Origin of the sequence: Acinetobacter sp. S4400-12 (assembly GCF_024129495.1) — a bacterium.
Classification (GTDB): domain Bacteria; phylum Pseudomonadota; class Gammaproteobacteria; order Pseudomonadales; family Moraxellaceae; genus Acinetobacter; species Acinetobacter lwoffii_C.
Genome location: NZ_JAMXYB010000005.1, coordinates 65,568 through 81,760, shown reverse-complemented (window position 1 = coordinate 81,760; position 16,193 = coordinate 65,568). Strand labels below are relative to the sequence as shown.

The window sequence follows — 16,193 nt, the reverse complement described above, 5'->3', positions numbered from 1 at the left end:
GCTTAAAGCACTGCTTTGAAGCTCAGCGCAAGAGAGGATTTAGGAGAGGTAAAACTAATTAAAAAGTATTTATAAAAAAGGATTTGAACATGTCAAAACAGATTCCAATTTCGTTTGAATTTTTCCCGACCAAAACTGATGCAGGTGCGGAAAAGCTCAAAACTGTACACCAAGAGCTGCAACTTTTAAATCCAGAATTCTTCTCTGTGACTTATGGGGCTGGCGGTTCGACGCGTGAACGCACTTTATCGACCATCAATGATTTCAATGGCAAAGGTACACCGGTAGCACCTCACCTGTCTTGTATTGGAGATGACAAAGCGCGTATTGCCGAGTTACTAGATCTTTACAAGCTACAAGGCATTGACCGCATTGTAGCGCTACGTGGAGACTTGCCTTCCGGTCAGGTTGGCTTGGGAGAGCTGCCTTATGCACAGGATTTGGTTCGCTTTATTCGTGAACATTCAGGCGATCATTTCACTATTGAAGTCGCAGCTTATCCGGAAATGCATCCACAAGCTGAGAGTTTTGACCAGGATATTCAGCGTTTCTGTGAAAAAGCCAATGCGGGGGCCAATGCAGCGATTACCCAATTCTTCTTCAATCCGGATGCCTACTTCTACTTTGTTGAGCGTATTCAGAAAGAAGGTGTCAATATTCCGGTAGCGCCCGGGATTATGCCGATTACCAATGCCAGCAATCTGATTCGCTTTGCAGATGGTACAGGTGCCGAGATTCCACGCTGGATTCGCAAGCAGTTAGCCGCCTATGGAGATGATACTGCCAGTATCCGAGCCTTTGGTCATGAAGTCGTGGTGAAATTCTGTGAGCGCCTGATTGCTGGCGGAGCACCGAGTTTGCATTTCTATACCATGAATACCACCGACCCCACCCTTCAGCTTGTGAAAGACCTTGGTCTTGCATAATTCAATTTCCTAGTTGAGAGTAATACCTGAATGCCACGTTTTTTTATTGAAGCTGATTTAGCAGTTGATCAAACTCTTGAACTGACTGAACCAGTATTTCATCACTGGATCAAAGTATTACGTGCTCAAGTAGGAGAAAAAGCCACCTTGTTCAATGGGCAAGGTGGTGAATATGAGGTTGAGCTTGTAGATATTGCCAAAAAGTCGGCAATGGTGCAGGTCAATCACTTTAACCCGACCAATCGCACGCCTAAGTTTAAAGCTCTTCTGGGTCAGGTGATGAGCAAGGGGGAACGCATGGACTATGCGATTCAAAAAGCGGTAGAGCTGGGTGTCTCTCATATTCAGCTTCTGACCTCAGAACGCTGTGAAATGCGTCTAAAATATGAACGTGATCAGAAAAAATTAAATCATTGGCGTGGAGTAGTAATTGCAGCCTGCGAACAATGCGGTTTAAATCTTGTGCCTGAGATTTTAGCTCCCCTGTCTTTGCAAGACTGGTTAGCAAGCGAACTGCCAGCGACCAAACTGGTTCTTGCTCCTAATAAAGATGAAGTTGATGTACTTGCCCAGGCCACACCTGATCTTGCCCTGCTCATTGGCCCGGAAGGTGGTTTAAGTGAGGCGGAAATTCAGGCAGCAAATGAAAAAGGCTTTATAAACTGGTGTATTGGAGAGCGGATACTGCGTACCGAAACTGCGCCTGTGGTAGCGCTTTCGATTTTAAATTACCGCCTATAAATAGGGATATTATAAAATTTAGTTATTAATTTTATTGATTTTTATTTAAAAAAATTCTACTCTGAATTCAATAATAATTAGGCAATATATTAATTTAAAGTTGGGTTTTAGTGGATATAACAACAAGGGCAACCAGAAGTAGGGTACTTAGGACGCACAAAAGGCTTTTTTGACATGGTGGATAATCGAAATGATTATGTTCAAACGTATTTACATTACGCTCAAATTGCGAACACGCTTCGCCACAGTCGATATTTTTTACTCAGCATCCTGATTATTTGTCTTTATATTTTCAGCATTTACCAGATTTACTACCACCCTTCTCATGTATATTTTAACCAGTGGTTTATTTTTACAGAAATTACCGTCAGCCTCTGCTGGCTGACCAGTACGCTCTATTTTAAACCTGGACAGTATCAGCTTAAAGTTGCCCATCGCTGGCTGCAAGTTCAGAGCCTGTTTGTTGGCCTGTGTATTGCGCTGGGTATTTTTATTATTTATTACTATCTGCCAACCGCGGACCCAAATTTCAGTACAATTGAAGCGCTTACCCTGTCTACTTTACTGCTGATTGTCACTCAGACCTTTGGACTGACTTATCTGACCCAGAAAATCAGCTATTTCTTACTGACGTTTATCCCCTGTCTGATTCCCTTCTTTGCCTCCCAGTTTTTACACACTGCATCAGAGAACCCTTTCTTGGGTCTGGCTTTAAACTTTGTCATGATTGTGATCCTGCTCTGTGCCACAAGCAGCTACCGTATTCAACGACACACTTCCTGTCTGTCTGCGGAAAATCATTTACTGGTTGAGCAAGCCAAACAACAGGTAGACTGGACCGATGAGCTGTGTCAGCAATTACAAAAAGAAGTCAACAAATCCAAAGATATTGAACAGCAGCTCCAGCTCATCAATCAGCTACTTGAACAAAAAGTGCGTGAACGTACCTATGATATTGAGCAGATTAATCTTGACCTGAAAAATCAGCAGCAGAATCTGGAGCTGGCACACAATATTGCCGGACTGCGACCATGGGATTGGGATATTGCCAACCGGAAAATCACCTTGGTCAACCATAAGAATGAAAAAATCCTGAGAGGCTCCAAAGAGCATAATATTTATTTAAAGCAACTGATTCACCCGGATGATCTTAAATCTTTTAAATCTGCTATCAAGCAGCATCTACGCGGGCAGGTTGACCGTTATGATGTGACTTACCGGATTCAGCTATCACCAGGGGTTTGGAATTGGGTGCATGATGTTGGTCGTGTGATTAGCAGCGACCCAGTCAGCCATAAACCGCTGAGAATGGTCGGTATTCGTCGTGACATTCAGCAGGAACGCACATCTCAGGAACGTTTAAAACTGGTTGCCAGTGTGATGGAACAGGCCGCCGAAGGGATTTTTATTCTGGATCAGGAACTCAATTATATTGATGTCAATCCCCACTATGAATATCTGACCGGCTTTAATCGTAATCAATTAATTGGACAATCCCTTTTTGATATTATTGCCCCTTCTAAAATCGGGCAACGGCCCAGCATGCGGGCGACCATCATCAAAAAAGTTAAAGACACCGGCTCTTATGATGGGGAAATTCATGCAAAATTTCGATCAGGTAAAAAACTGACTTTGTGGCTCCATATTAATGCTACCACTGATGAAAAGGACCGTATTACCCATTATATCGGTATTGTCTCGGATCTGACCGAGCGCAAACTGCAGGAACAACGTCTGTCCTACCTTGAAAACTATGACGCTCTGACCGACTTGCCCAACCGTTTTTACTATAATTATCAGCTACATCAATATCTGGTTTCACAAAAAGATTCCATCCAGAAAATTGCCGTCATTCGACTCAATATTGATCGCTTCCGCCCGTTAAATGAATATCTATCCAATAATGGGGGGGATGAACTGTTACGCCAGGTGGCACAGCGTCTGCGCATCACCAATGCTGAAGCCCTGTTTGTTGCCCATCTGAATGGAGATGATTTTGCGATTCTATATGAAATATCGCATATTCGGCCCTCGGTGCAGGAGCATTGCCAGTGCATCGTTGAAGCCTTTAAAGTACCCTTTCATATTTATGGACAGGATTATGTGATTACCCTGTCGATGGGGATTGCATTTTATCCCGACCATGGCCGTCAGCTGGATTATCTGAATAACTGTGCCGAACAGGCTTTGAGTGAGGCCAAGGATCTGGGAGGCAATACCATTCGTTTCTATTCCAGCAAAAATACTGCACTCCTCGAGCAAGGGATTTTTATTGAACGCGATCTGCGCAAAGCACTGCATAATAATGAACTGGTGGTGTATTATCAGCCCAAAATTCACTTCCACAACCAGAAAATTTATGGCTTTGAGGCTTTGGTACGCTGGAACCATCCTGAAAAAGGCATTATTCCACCCGGTCTGTTTGTTCCACTGGCTGAACAGACCAGCTTGATTTCAGATATTGGCCGCCTAGTGATTCAGCAAACAGCACAGCAAATTAAAAAATGGAATGAACTGGGTTTTAATAATATTTGTGTCTCAGTCAATATCGTGGCACAGCAGTTACGTCGCGGTCAGCTCCTGAATGATCTGGATCATGCCATTGCAGAAAACCAGATTTCTGGCAGCAGCCTAGAACTTGAGATTACCGAATCGTCCCTGATTGAAAATTCTGAGGCAATTAAAGTGCTGCTAGATCAAATCAAGCAGCGCCAGATTAATATTTCTCTAGATGACTTCGGTACCGGCTATTCGTCTTTGTCCTATCTTGCCGACTTTCCTATTGACATCTTAAAAATTGATCGAAGTTTTGTCTCTAAAATTGGGGAAACCAAACAGGAAGCGCTGGTAAGCGCCATAGTTGCAATGGGCAAAGCAATGGGAATGATTGTGGTTGCTGAAGGTGTCGAAACTCGGGAACAATTTGACTATTTACTTGATTTAAATTGTGATATTGCCCAAGGCTATTTATTTTCCAAACCTTTGCCAGAGCAGGAAGCGACTGCCTATTTGGAGCAAAACCGCAACTTTGCTTCTTATACCCTGCACGTCTAAGTTCATAGCCCTGTTCAATAATTTTGTTTGAAAAACGGGCGGCTTTGACTGGGCTAAGCGCCTAACAAATGGTATATTCGAAGCCATAAATCTAATTTATTTACCCGGTTGCCGGGTAATCTTTACAACGATCGAGATACAGATGGACGAACAATCTTTAAAGCAACAGGCTCTTTACTATCACGAATTTCCTACTCCGGGAAAAATCAGCGTTACACCAAGCAAACAATTGGTCAACCAACGTGACTTAGCCCTTGCTTATTCGCCTGGCGTAGCGGCTCCATGTCTTGAGATTGAACGTGATCCTTCAACAGCTGCCCTCTATACCGCACGTGGCAACCTGGTGGCTGTCGTCACTAACGGTACTGCAGTACTGGGTCTGGGAAATATTGGCCCGCTTGCATCTAAGCCGGTGATGGAAGGTAAAGGCGTACTGTTCAAAAAATTTGCTGGCGTTGACGTATTCGATATTGAAATTGCAGAAAATGATCCGGATAAGATTGTTGATATCGTTGCTGCTCTGGAACCCACCTTTGGTGGCATCAACCTTGAAGATATCAAGGCTCCAGAATGTTTCTATATTGAACAGAAACTGCGTGAGCGCATGAATATTCCTGTATTCCATGATGACCAGCACGGGACCTCTATCATTGTAGGTTCTGCCCTGTTAAATGCGCTGAAGCTCAACGGTAAAAAAATTGATGAGATCAAGATTATTGCTTCAGGTGCGGGTGCTGCTGCGCTGTCTTGTCTGAATCTGCTGTGCGCACTGGGTGCCAAAAAAGAAAATATCATTGTGGCGGACTCACGTGGCCTGTTAACGTCTAAACGTGAAGGTCTGGACGAGTCTAAAAAAGCCTATGTACAAGATATTGAAGAGACTCAGATCGGTGAAGTGATTGCCGGTGCAGACATGTTCCTCGGTCTTTCTGCGGCAGGTATTCTGACCAAAGAAATGGTTAAAACCATGGCCAGAGATCCGATCATTTTTGCCTTGGCAAACCCGAATCCGGAAATTCTGCCTGAACATGCCCATGAAGTTCGTGATGACGTGATTATGGCAACTGGCCGTTCTGACTATCCGAACCAGGTGAATAACGCCCTGTGCTTCCCTTATATCTTCCGTGGTGCGCTTGATGTAGGTGCGACAACGATTAACGAAGAAATGAAAATTGCCTGTGTACATGCAATTGCACGCATGGCGCATATCGAAGCTGATGCCTCGACTTATGGTGAAAAATCGGCATCTTTCGGCCGTGACTACCTGATTCCGGGTCCACTGGATCAACGTCTGATTCTGGAAATTGCTCCGGCAGTTGCCCAGGCTGCTATGGATTCTGGCGTAGCAACTCGCCCAATCCAGGACTTCGCAGCTTATCGTCAGCGCCTGTCTGAGTTCGTCTATAATTCTGCCTTCATGATGAAGCCTATCTTTGAACAGGCAAAATCTGACCCGAAACGCATTGCCTATGCCGAAGGTGAAGATCTGCGCGTACTTCGTGCGGCACAAATTGCAGTCGATGAAGGTCTGGCCAAACCGATTCTGGTCGGCCGTCCGGCAGTGATTGAAGCCAATATCAAAAAGCTGGGCTTGCGTCTTGAAGACGGCGCGAACATCACGATTGTCGATCAGGAGAAAAACCCGGATTACCAGAAGTTTGCGGATGACTATTACACCATCATGCAACGCAAGGGCGTTACGCCTGAGTATGCTCAGCGTGAAGCACGTCGCCGTTCAACCCTGATTGCTGCAATGCTGGTCAAACATGGTCTTGCCGATGGCATGTTATGTGGTACTTACTCCAGCTATGACATCCACCTGGACTTTGTCAGCAACGTTATTGGCAAGAAAGACGGTCACAATACCTTCTTCACGCTGAATGCCTTGATGCTGGAAGATCGTAACCTGTTTATTGCAGATACCTATGTCAACACCAACCCGACCGCTGAACAACTGGCAGAAATGACTATTCTGGCTGCTGAAGAAGTTCGCCGTTTTGGTATGACTCCACGCATTGCCCTGCTTTCACATTCGAGCTTCGGTTCCCATCAGGATGATGTCAGCGCGCAAAAAATGCGTCGTGTATTTGAACTCCTGTCTGAAATTGCACCAGAACTTGAAGTTGAAGGTGAAATGCACGGTGATGCAGCCCTAGATGAAAATATCCGTCAGTTTGCTTTCCCGAACTCACGCTTCAAGGGTTCTGCCAACCTGCTGATCATGCCAAATCTGGATGCGGCTAATATTTCATTTAACCTGTTAAAAGCAACATCAGGGAATAATGTAACAATTGGTCCAATTCTACTAGGTGCAGCGAAACCGGTACATATTCTGACCCCAACCGCAACTACTCGCCGTTTAGTGAACATGACAGCATTAACTGTGGCTGAAATCCAGGAAGTTGAAAAAAACGCCCTATAAGAACTATACGCATTCGCGTCACTTCTTAACTTGAGAAAACCTCTATTCTGTAGCATGATGCTGTTAAGAATAGAGGTTTTTTCATGCAAGTTTATTTAGTAGGCGGTGCAGTGCGAGATCACTTACTCGGGCATCCCTATCACGAAAAAGATTATGTGGTGGTTGGTACCACGCCTGCACATATGCTGAGCTTAGGCTATCATCCTGTCGGGAAAGATTTTCCTGTTTTTTTACACCCAGAAACCAAAGAAGAATATGCGCTAGCCCGCACCGAACGCAAATCCGGTTCTGGTTATCATGGTTTTGAATTTCACACTGACATCAGTGTAACGCTGGAACAGGACCTGATCCGCCGCGACTTGACCATCAATGCTATGGCCATGGATGAGGCCGGCCAGATTTATGATCCGTATGGCGGTCAGCAAGATCTGGAAAATCGGGTTTTACGTCATGTGTCCGATGCCTTCATTGAAGATCCATTAAGAGTCCTGCGGATTGCCCGTTTTGCTGCACGCTATCATCGTCAGGGTTTTCAGATTGCTGATGAAACCCTGCTACTCATGCAACAATTGACTGAATCAGGTGAACTGGATGCGCTAACCCCGGAACGGGTCTGGAAAGAGACAGCACGTGCCCTGATGGAGCGTGATGCGGATGTTTATTTTGAAGTGTTACGCAGTTGTGGTGCTTTAAAAGTTCTGTTCCCGGAAATTGATGCGTTATATGGTATTCCGCAACGCCCTGAATATCATCCGGAAATTGATTGCGGTATTCATACCATGATGTCTTTACAACAAGCTTGCCGTCAGAATTATAGTCTGGATGTACGTTTTGCGGTTCTGGTGCATGATCTGGGTAAAGCGCTGACGCCTGTAGAAGAATTACCGCGACATATCATGCACGAAGAGCGCGGCATTAAACCGGTAACGGCATTATGTGAACGGCTCAAAGTACCGACTTATACCAAACAGCTGGCGTTGGCGGTATGTAAGGAGCATCTAAAATGCCATCAGGCTTTTAATCTGAAGCCCGGCACTTTATGGCGTTTATTGCAGCGGCTGGATGTATTACGTCGTCCTGAGCGTGTCGAAGCATTTATACAAGCCTGTGAATGTGATTCGCGTGGCCGCTTAGGTCTGGAAGACCGGCCTTATCCGCAGGCACAATATGTACTAGAAGCCATGCAGCTGGTACGAAATATTAAAGCTCAAGACCTACCCTCCGATATTCAGGGACCGGACATTGGGGAGATGCTGATTGAACGGCGTATTCAGGCACTGGGAGTATTAAAGGAACAATATCAACAGACTATTGATATTGATTAAAAAAGCACCCTTGGGTGCTTTTTATTGTTTAAGGCCTACACCTAAGCTTCTTGTCTCCAAGAAAGCTTAAACAAAATTTAAGCCTGGATCAGGAAATATCTGCTGGAAAAGCAATCACCTGCTCTAGCTTCATCTGCCGAGTTGCAACCATCAGCAGACGGTCCAGCCCCAAGGCAATGCCTGAACATTCCGGCATCTTGGGCAATGCTGCCAGCAGATATTCATCGATGGGCATCACATGCAAACCGAGTGCTGCTCGTTCGGCATTATCCGCTTCAAAACGAGAGCGCAAAACCTCGGCATCTATTAGCTCGTCATAAGCATTCGCCAGTTCCAGCCCTTCAATATACAGCTCGAAACGTGCAGCAACCAGTTCACCGTCTTCATCAAGTGTGGTTTTAGCCAGTGAGGCCAACTCAGGCGGGAAATCTGTCAGAAATACAACAGTATCAAAACCCAGGCTTGGCTCTACCATATGTGAAAATAACAGATCAATATAGCCCAGACGGTCATTGCCCAAGTCCAGATTCAGTCCTACCCTGCGGCAGCAATCCTGCAATTGTGGCACAGTCGCCTGGAGGGGATTTAAATCCAGACGATCCATAAAGGCATGTTTATAACTCAGGACCGTTGGCCGTACTTCACCAAAGCGTGCTTTGAGGACGCCATTTAGCAGCTCAGTCACTTCAAACATTAACTCTTTCAGACTGAAACCCGGGCGGTACCACTCCAGCATACTAAACTCGCTGTTGTGTTTATGGCCATGTTCATCATCACGGAAAACTTTACAAATCTGGTAAATCGGCCCGCTTCCACTGGCCAATAAACGCTTCATGGCAAATTCTGGGGAGGTTTGCAAATAATGAGTACTCAGCTTGCCCATGACATGGCGCTGTGCCTGAATAGATGCTAAATGTACATCGGTCACACCTGCCTGTGACAAGACAGGGGTTTCAACTTCCAGCACTTTACGTTCAGCAAAAAACTGGCGGATTTGAGTATACATTCTGGCGCGCGCTTGAATACTTTGCAGATCACAAGTCGGTTGATAGGACACGGACTGGCTCATGCTTGTGGCCCTCCATGTGCTGCCCATTCCCGGCGTAGCGGATAGGTTTTACGTAAATGGTCAAATGCCTGCTGGTCAACCTTGCCGTCTTTTAGACAGGCACGCAGACTGGCATCATCACGGGCAATGTCGTAGATTTGAGACAGATGCTGTTGTAGCGACATTTTCAAATTCTGGTTTTGGAAAAATGGCTCACAGACAGGCAACTGGGTTTCAAACTGTTTATGCCTGTCAAAGCCAAACGTCTGGCAAAATGCGTCATAAATTATTTGTGTACCACGTGCCTTGCCTTCCAGACTATAACCGGCAATATGGGGCGTCACCAAAGTCAGCAGATCAAGCAGCTGTTCAGAAATTTCCGGTTCGTGTTCAAAGACATCCAGCACCACTTTTCTTCCAGTCTTCTGAATATCCTGAATCAGGGCCTGCTCTTCAATCACCGGACCACGTGCGGAATTAATCAGGAAGGTCTCAGGCTGCATGTGCGCCAAGCTAACCGCGTTAATCAGATGATAGGTCGGGTACTGGCCAGTTTTGGTAAGCGGCACATGTAGCGAGACTGCATGCGCTTGCTTAAGTAGTTCCGTCCATTCCACTTGCTGAACCTGTTCCTGCTGTACATAGGGATCATAGGCAATTACCTTCCAGTCCAGCAGTTTTGCCAGAGTGGCCAGACGCGAACCGACATTGCCAAGGCCGACAATACCCAAAGTAAATTGCTGACCAGCATTGAGTAGGTCTGGCTGCACATGCAATAAAGCCGTAATCACATATTCAGCCACAGCCTGCGCATTACAACCCGGTGCATTGGCCCAGCTGATCTGCTTATTTTCCAGCGCTGCAATATCCAGATGATCGGTGCCAATCGTGGCACTACCCACAAATTTAAGCCGACTGCCCTGTAACAGGGTTGCATTCACCTGGGTCACGGAACGAACCAGTAAAGCATCCGCATCTTTAACATCCTGTGCAGACAGGCTGCGTCCTGCGCGATGTTGAATGTCACCAAATTCGGCAAAGAAATAGTCGGTAAATGCCAGATTTTCATCTGCAACAATTTTCATAATCTGTTCCAATGACTGCATCTGCGTATCATACCGCGTCCACTGGCATGTGACTATTTTCCCTTAGAATCAATCCTTAGCAAAAATACCAATATAAAGAAGCCGAAGTAGAGATTCACTCCGGCAAAGGCATGTCATGAAAGCAATATCAAGGCGCTGCTTTCAAGCCACCGTCTCATCGGCAAGAGAGTGAATCGAGCCATCAATAATGCCTTTGGCCTGCAATGCAGCCAATTGTTCCGGAGTTTTGAAGCGGGATAAGATAAAGCCGGTATGTTGGCCCAGTTGTGGCGGCGCATGCCGATATTCTACCGGGGTTTCAGACAGCTTGATCGGCGAAGCAATCACTTGGAAGCGATCATTCAATGGATGTGGCACATCGACCACCATGCCGCGATGCTGGACTTGTGGTTCAGCCAATGCCTCTTCAATCGAGTTAATCACCCCGACCGGTACTTTGACAGCATGGATCGCATCAACCCAGTCTTTGGCATTTTTTCTGAGAAAATATTCAGATAATAATGCAATCAATTCATCCCGATGTTTTACCCGATCCTGATTACGCTGGAACCTGCTGTCTTGTAGTAGCTCCGGCAAATCAATGGCCATACATAAATCTTTAAATTGCTTGTCATTACCACAGGCAATAATAAATTCCTTATCTTTTGCTTTAAAAGTCTGATAAGGCACAATATTTGGGTGATGATTTCCCATCCGCACCGGCGAAACACCCGAGCTTAAATAGTTCATGCCCTGATTGGCAAGTGCTGCGACCTGCACATCGAGGAGCGACATATCAATATACTGGCCGCGTCCGCTCTGTTGACATGACCATAGGGCGGCCTGTATGGCAATGGTTGCATATAAGCCGGTCTGGATATCAACTACTGCCACGCCGACCTTCTGTGCGCCTCCACCTGGTCTATCATCACTTTCACCGGTAATACTCATCAGGCCCGACATGCCCTGAATGATGAAATCATAGCCGGGTTCTTCGGCACGTGGCCCATCCTGACCAAACCCAGTAATCGAACAATACACCAGCTTCGGATTTAGTGCGCTTAAGCTGGCATAGTCCAGGCCATATTTTGCCAGTGAACCTGCCTTATAGTTTTCAATCACCACATCTGCCGTTTTGGCAATTTCCCGGATCAGTTCCTGACCTTCGGCACTCGCAATATCGACTGCAACCGAATATTTATTGCGGTTGGCACACTGAAAATATCCGGACTCACGTGTGGCATTGCCCTCCTGGTCCGACATCCAGGGCGGTCCCCACATCCGGGTATCATCCCCGACATGCGGCCTTTCAATCTTGATGACTTCAGCACCCAGATCAGCCAGAATCTGTCCGCACCAAGGTCCTGCCAGCACGCGACTCAAGTCTAAAACACGAATTCCCTGTAAAGCTCCCATATCTTTCTTCCTTTTTAAGGGGGATGGACCTTACTGCTCCATCCTGATCATTTTTATTTCAGGTTTTATTTCACAGCAGCTGGTCGGTCCGACACTACCGTCTTCTTAGCTTTAGCTTCTTCATCTGCTGGAACCACCAGATTGGCTTGCGGGTCATATTGACGCTCACGAATAAAGAGTCCAGGAATTACACCAGCAATAAAGTAGGCGGCACCCATCACAATAAAGGCCAGGGTAAATGAACCGCCCGCAGCAATAATTCCAATCGTTGCAGGAGCAATAGCTGCGCCCAAGCGTCCCATATTGTAGGCACCGCCAATCGCAGTTCCCCGCACATCAGTAGAAAAGGTTTCCGCCATATACGTTGCATTCACGCCATATGGAATGCCATATAAGAAGCCAAATGTGACCAGTAAGTAGGCAATATTGGTCGGGCTGTTATAGAAAATGATAATCGGTAAAAAGGCAGCTGTACTGACCGTACCAAATACAAAAGTGATCCGGCGGCCAAATTTATCTGCCAGATAACCCGCTAAAATCTTGCCCAGGATCATGGCCGTATATGCACCTACCATATAACCGGTCAATGCCTTGAAGTTCATGTTGAGTTCGGTTTCAAGATAGGTAGGCATCCAGTTATTTACGCCATAATAGCCAAACTGTAAAAATGCCGCAGTGGTCATCCACAGCAAAAACATTTTACGGTGCTGCTGGTGGCCAAAAATACGCTTATAAATACTTTCCGCTGGCTGTTGGGCAACAGGTAGCGTCGGCTCAGCTTCAGCTTTTATATGACGATTTTGCAATTGCTTGATTTTTTCTTCCTGCCAAGATGCCGGTTCTGGCACAAAGCGCATAAAAATCAAGGCAAAGGCCGCAGGAATAATAGTTACATAAAACAGCATGCGCCAGCCATAATCAGGGATGATGGCTCCGGCCATTAAAGTGGCGACAATATAGCCAATCGTCTGTCCAGTTTGTAGCGTTCCTAAGACTGTGGTCCGGTATTTGGTCGGTACATATTCAGCCATTAACGTATTACAGGCCATGTAGAGTGAACCGAGTCCAAAAGCACCAATAAAACGTAAAATCATGAACTGCTCATAACTTTGGGTAAATCCCAAAATACAGGTCATGATCGAGAAAAACACCACAGACCAGGCAATGGTTTTTACCCGCCCGAACTTGTCACAGGCCCATCCACCCGTAATGCCGCCCAGCGCCATCCCTGCCAAAGAAGCACTTCCTAGCATGCCAGCCTGAAAAGAAGTCAGGCCAAACTCTGCTTTCAAACTGGTCAGACTGAACGACAACAGCATGATATCCACGCCGTCAATCACCAGTGAAATAAAAGCAAAAATAAAGGCCAGTTTCCAGGTATGTGCTGTAATACGATGCAGAGTGCCTACATTCGAGGGCAACTTCAGCGCTGCGACCGCAGACGTATGATTAATCTCATTCTTCATTCCATTTACCTCATTTTCCCAAATGAGCCATCGACAGTCCCAGTCCTCCACCTTTGCTTGCCTGTTCTTTATTATTTTTATTCCGATATTTTTTAGACACAGGCTTGCATAAGCATCGATTGACAAGAATGTTTTACGATGAATCCTTTATTGACGTTTTGATTAATTTTTTAAGATAAGTATCCTGCAGGATGCTCAGGTATGAACATCCTCAGATCAATAAGAAAAGTTTGATTTAATTAATTGCAGAATGCGGCAATGCCTGTTTGAGCCCGGCCCAAAATCAAGGCATGTACATCATGTGTGCCTTCATAGGTATTCACCACTTCAAGGTTCACCAGATGACGGGCAACGCCAAACTCATCAGAAATACCGTTCCCGCCCAGCATGTCACGTGCAAGACGCGCAATCTCCAGCGCTTTACCACAGTTATTACGCTTGATCAGTGAAGTCCCTTCCACTGAAGCAATGCCTTCATCTTTCATTCGGCCAAAACGTAAAGCCACTTGCAGGCCCAAAGCAATTTCAGTTTGCATGTCCGCCAGCTTCTTCTGGATCAACTGATTGGCAGCCAGTGGACGGCCAAACTGTTTACGGTCCATGGTGTACTGATGGGCGGTATGCCAGCAAAATTCAGCTGCGCCCATTGCACCCCAGGCAATACCATAGCGTGCACTGTTCAGGCAGGTAAATGGACCACGTAAGCCGCGAATTTCCGGAAACGCATTTTCTTCTGGCACAAAGACATTATCCATCACGATTTCACCGGTAATCGAAGCACGCAGACCGACTTTGCCGTGAATTTCTGGTGCAGACAGCCCTTCCCAGCCTTTTTCTAGAATAAAGCCGCGAATATCACCGACATTACCCTCTGCTGAGACTTCTTTGGCCCAGACCACAAATACATCGGCAATCGGACTGTTGGTAATCCACATTTTCGCACCTGTCAGACGGTAACCACCCTCGACTTTCTTGGCACGCGTGATCATGCTACCTGGATCAGAACCATGATCCGGCTCGGTCAGACCAAAACAGCCAATGTATTCACCCGAAGCCAGTTTCGGTAAATATTTCTGTTTCTGCTCTTCAGAACCAAACTCGTTGATCGGCACCATCACCAGAGAGCTTTGTACGCTGGCCATGGAACGGTAACCTGAATCGACCCGCTCCACTTCACGGGCAATCAGGCCATAGCTGACATAATTTAAACCCGCACCGCCATATTGCTCAGGAATGGTGGGACCCAACAGACCAAGCTCGCCCATCTCACGAAAAATAGCCAGATCGGTTTTTTCATGACGGAACTGCTCGAGCACACGCGGCATCAGCTTGTCTTGACAATAAGCCTGTGCGCTGTCACGAATCATGCGTTCTTCTTCAGTCAACTGCTGTTCCAGTAAAAATGGATCCTGCCAGTTGAAGTATGATTTGCTTGCTTTTTTAGTATCGACCATTTGATTCATAATGTCCTCTGCCAATCCTTCGTTGATATTATCTTGTTTTATCCCTAAGACTGACTTTATGCATGAATCGCCACTGCTTCAACCAATTAATTTGCATGCAGTTATGCGTTTTACGCATAACTTGTCTAGATACTTCTTCTTAAAAAGAAATTCAACCCGGTATTGTCTATTTTTCACACTAAAGCTGTATACTTGGACAACATGGACATACTGTTTATTAATATCTGATTGTTTTTTTACTGAGTGTCAAGGATGACCAGATGCGCCGAAAAATTCCCTCCCTGCAAGCCCTTATCTGTTTTGAGTCTGCTGCACGCCACGCCAGCTATACCTATGCAGCACAGGAGCTGTTTCTGACACAAAGCGCTGTTTCTCGCCAGCTCCAGCAGCTAGAGGGCTATCTGGGGACAGCACTATTTACCCGAACACGACATGGCGTAGAGTTAACCAATGCCGGACAGCAATACCTTAAAAGTATCGGCCCGCATCTAAAAGGGCTGGAACAGGCTACTGTAGATGTCATTACCCATCAAGGCCGTGGCGGCACCTTAAAACTGGGCGTGGTTCCGACCTTTGCCACCCGCTGGCTCTTACCAAAACTTCAGGGCTTTCATCAGCTTTATCCTGAAATTACGGTGCATCTGGAAACCAGTACCCGGCCTTTTTTGTTTCAGGAACATATTTTTGATGCAGCAATCTATGCAGGTACACCGCAGCAGCTGGAACAATGGCCTGGAACCTATAGTCATTTTTTAATGCATGAAGATGTGGTCGCGGTTTGCGCACCCAGCCTGATCCGGCAGTATTTTCCGGATGCCAGCATGATCAACTCTTATAGTTTTGATCTGAGTGCGGAGCAGCTGATTCGACTACCTTTACTCCAACAGACCACCCGGCCCAATATCTGGGAAGACTGGTTTAAACTGCATCAGATTCAACATGCCAATCCGTTTCAAGGCCAGCGTCATGAGCTGTTTTCCATGCTGGCAGTCGCGGCAACACATGCTATGGGCATGGCCTTAATTCCGCAAATGCTGATTGAAAAAGAATTAAATAAACAGGAATTGGTATTGGTGTCGACAAAGACACTCGCAAAGCAACGGGCTTATTATCTGGTGCATTCCGGTCAGGAAAGTTCCCCCCTGATTGAAAAGTTTGCCAGCTGGTTGCAGCAGGAAATCCAAAACCCCACTTCTATTGCGAATATCTGAATATTTACTGTTTAGCCATAAAAAAACCCCAATCAT

11 protein-coding genes are annotated in these 16,193 nt (G+C 46.0%); 6 read left to right on the top strand and 5 right to left on the bottom strand.

What is annotated here, in order from left to right; genetic code table 11:
• Positions 1 to 89: 89 nt before the first annotated feature.
• The 5 genes from metF (at position 90) to NI461_RS04225 (ending at position 8,468) form a co-directional block, all read left to right on the top strand.
• Positions 90 to 926 carry a methylenetetrahydrofolate reductase [NAD(P)H] gene (metF, locus tag NI461_RS04245; protein ID WP_174660144.1) on the top strand — a complete coding sequence of 279 codons (837 nt, stop codon included), beginning with the start codon at positions 90 to 92 and terminating at the stop codon, positions 924 to 926.
• A 30-nt stretch (positions 927 to 956) separates the two neighbouring features.
• The gene (locus NI461_RS04240; RefSeq protein WP_151204886.1) at positions 957 to 1,667 is read left to right on the top strand and encodes a 16S rRNA (uracil(1498)-N(3))-methyltransferase; all 711 of its coding nucleotides are present in this window, start codon (positions 957 to 959) and stop codon (positions 1,665 to 1,667) included.
• 174 nt (positions 1,668 to 1,841) lie between these two features.
• A complete protein-coding gene (locus NI461_RS04235) occupies positions 1,842 to 4,721 on the top strand; it encodes an EAL domain-containing protein (RefSeq protein ID WP_151204885.1) in 2,880 nt (959 codons plus the stop codon).
• 142 nt (positions 4,722 to 4,863) lie between these two features.
• Positions 4,864 to 7,143, top strand: a complete 2,280-nt coding sequence (locus tag NI461_RS04230) for an NADP-dependent malic enzyme (RefSeq protein WP_151204884.1) — start codon at positions 4,864 to 4,866, stop codon at positions 7,141 to 7,143.
• A gap of 83 nt (positions 7,144 to 7,226) precedes the next feature.
• Positions 7,227 to 8,468 (top strand): multifunctional CCA addition/repair protein, encoded by a 1,242-nt coding sequence (locus NI461_RS04225; RefSeq protein ID WP_151204883.1) that lies wholly within the window; start codon positions 7,227 to 7,229, stop codon positions 8,466 to 8,468.
• A gap of 88 nt (positions 8,469 to 8,556) precedes the next feature.
• Here NI461_RS04225 and epmA read toward each other — a convergent pair whose 3' ends face one another.
• The 5 genes from epmA to NI461_RS04200 form a co-directional block, all read right to left on the bottom strand.
• Entirely contained in the window at positions 8,557 to 9,537 is a 981-nt protein-coding gene (gene epmA / locus NI461_RS04220) for an EF-P lysine aminoacylase EpmA (protein WP_151204882.1), read from the bottom strand.
• Positions 9,534 to 10,601 (bottom strand): 4-phosphoerythronate dehydrogenase, encoded by a 1,068-nt coding sequence (locus tag NI461_RS04215; RefSeq protein WP_174660145.1) that lies wholly within the window; start codon positions 10,599 to 10,601, stop codon positions 9,534 to 9,536. The genes epmA and NI461_RS04215 overlap by 4 nt, the downstream gene beginning before the upstream one ends.
• 162 nt (positions 10,602 to 10,763) lie before the next feature.
• The gene (locus NI461_RS04210) at positions 10,764 to 12,017 is read right to left on the bottom strand and encodes a CaiB/BaiF CoA-transferase family protein (protein WP_174660146.1); all 1,254 of its coding nucleotides are present in this window, start codon (positions 12,015 to 12,017) and stop codon (positions 10,764 to 10,766) included.
• Positions 12,018 to 12,082: 65 nt separating this feature from the next.
• Complete coding sequence (locus NI461_RS04205) at positions 12,083 to 13,483, bottom strand: MFS transporter (RefSeq protein WP_174660147.1); 1,401 nt, start codon at positions 13,481 to 13,483, stop codon at positions 12,083 to 12,085.
• Between the two features lie 239 nt (positions 13,484 to 13,722).
• Positions 13,723 to 14,946: an acyl-CoA dehydrogenase gene (locus NI461_RS04200; protein WP_253156634.1), complete on the bottom strand. Its 1,224-nt coding sequence runs from the start codon at positions 14,944 to 14,946 to the stop codon at positions 13,723 to 13,725.
• A gap of 260 nt (positions 14,947 to 15,206) precedes the next feature.
• Between NI461_RS04200 and NI461_RS04195 the strand changes: the two genes are divergently transcribed.
• Positions 15,207 to 16,157 carry a LysR substrate-binding domain-containing protein gene (locus tag NI461_RS04195; RefSeq protein WP_253150929.1) on the top strand — a complete coding sequence of 317 codons (951 nt, stop codon included), beginning with the start codon at positions 15,207 to 15,209 and terminating at the stop codon, positions 16,155 to 16,157.
• The last annotated feature ends 36 nt before the right edge of the window (positions 16,158 to 16,193 follow it).

Coding starts and splice junctions, on each gene's coding strand:
- NI461_RS04230 (WP_151204884.1), top strand. CDS start 4,864: ATGGACGAACAATCTTTAAAGCAACAGGCTCTTTACTATCACGAATTT.
- NI461_RS04205 (WP_174660147.1), bottom strand. CDS start 13,483: ATGAAGAATGAGATTAATCATACGTCTGCGGTCGCAGCGCTGAAGTTG.
- NI461_RS04235 (WP_151204885.1), top strand. CDS start 1,842: ATGGTGGATAATCGAAATGATTATGTTCAAACGTATTTACATTACGCT.
- NI461_RS04210 (WP_174660146.1), bottom strand. CDS start 12,017: ATGGGAGCTTTACAGGGAATTCGTGTTTTAGACTTGAGTCGCGTGCTG.
- metF (WP_174660144.1), top strand. CDS start 90: ATGTCAAAACAGATTCCAATTTCGTTTGAATTTTTCCCGACCAAAACT.
- NI461_RS04200 (WP_253156634.1), bottom strand. CDS start 14,946: ATGAATCAAATGGTCGATACTAAAAAAGCAAGCAAATCATACTTCAAC.
- NI461_RS04240 (WP_151204886.1), top strand. CDS start 957: ATGCCACGTTTTTTTATTGAAGCTGATTTAGCAGTTGATCAAACTCTT.
- NI461_RS04225 (WP_151204883.1), top strand. CDS start 7,227: ATGCAAGTTTATTTAGTAGGCGGTGCAGTGCGAGATCACTTACTCGGG.
- epmA (WP_151204882.1), bottom strand. CDS start 9,537: ATGAGCCAGTCCGTGTCCTATCAACCGACTTGTGATCTGCAAAGTATT.
- NI461_RS04195 (WP_253150929.1), top strand. CDS start 15,207: ATGCGCCGAAAAATTCCCTCCCTGCAAGCCCTTATCTGTTTTGAGTCT.
- NI461_RS04215 (WP_174660145.1), bottom strand. CDS start 10,601: ATGAAAATTGTTGCAGATGAAAATCTGGCATTTACCGACTATTTCTTT.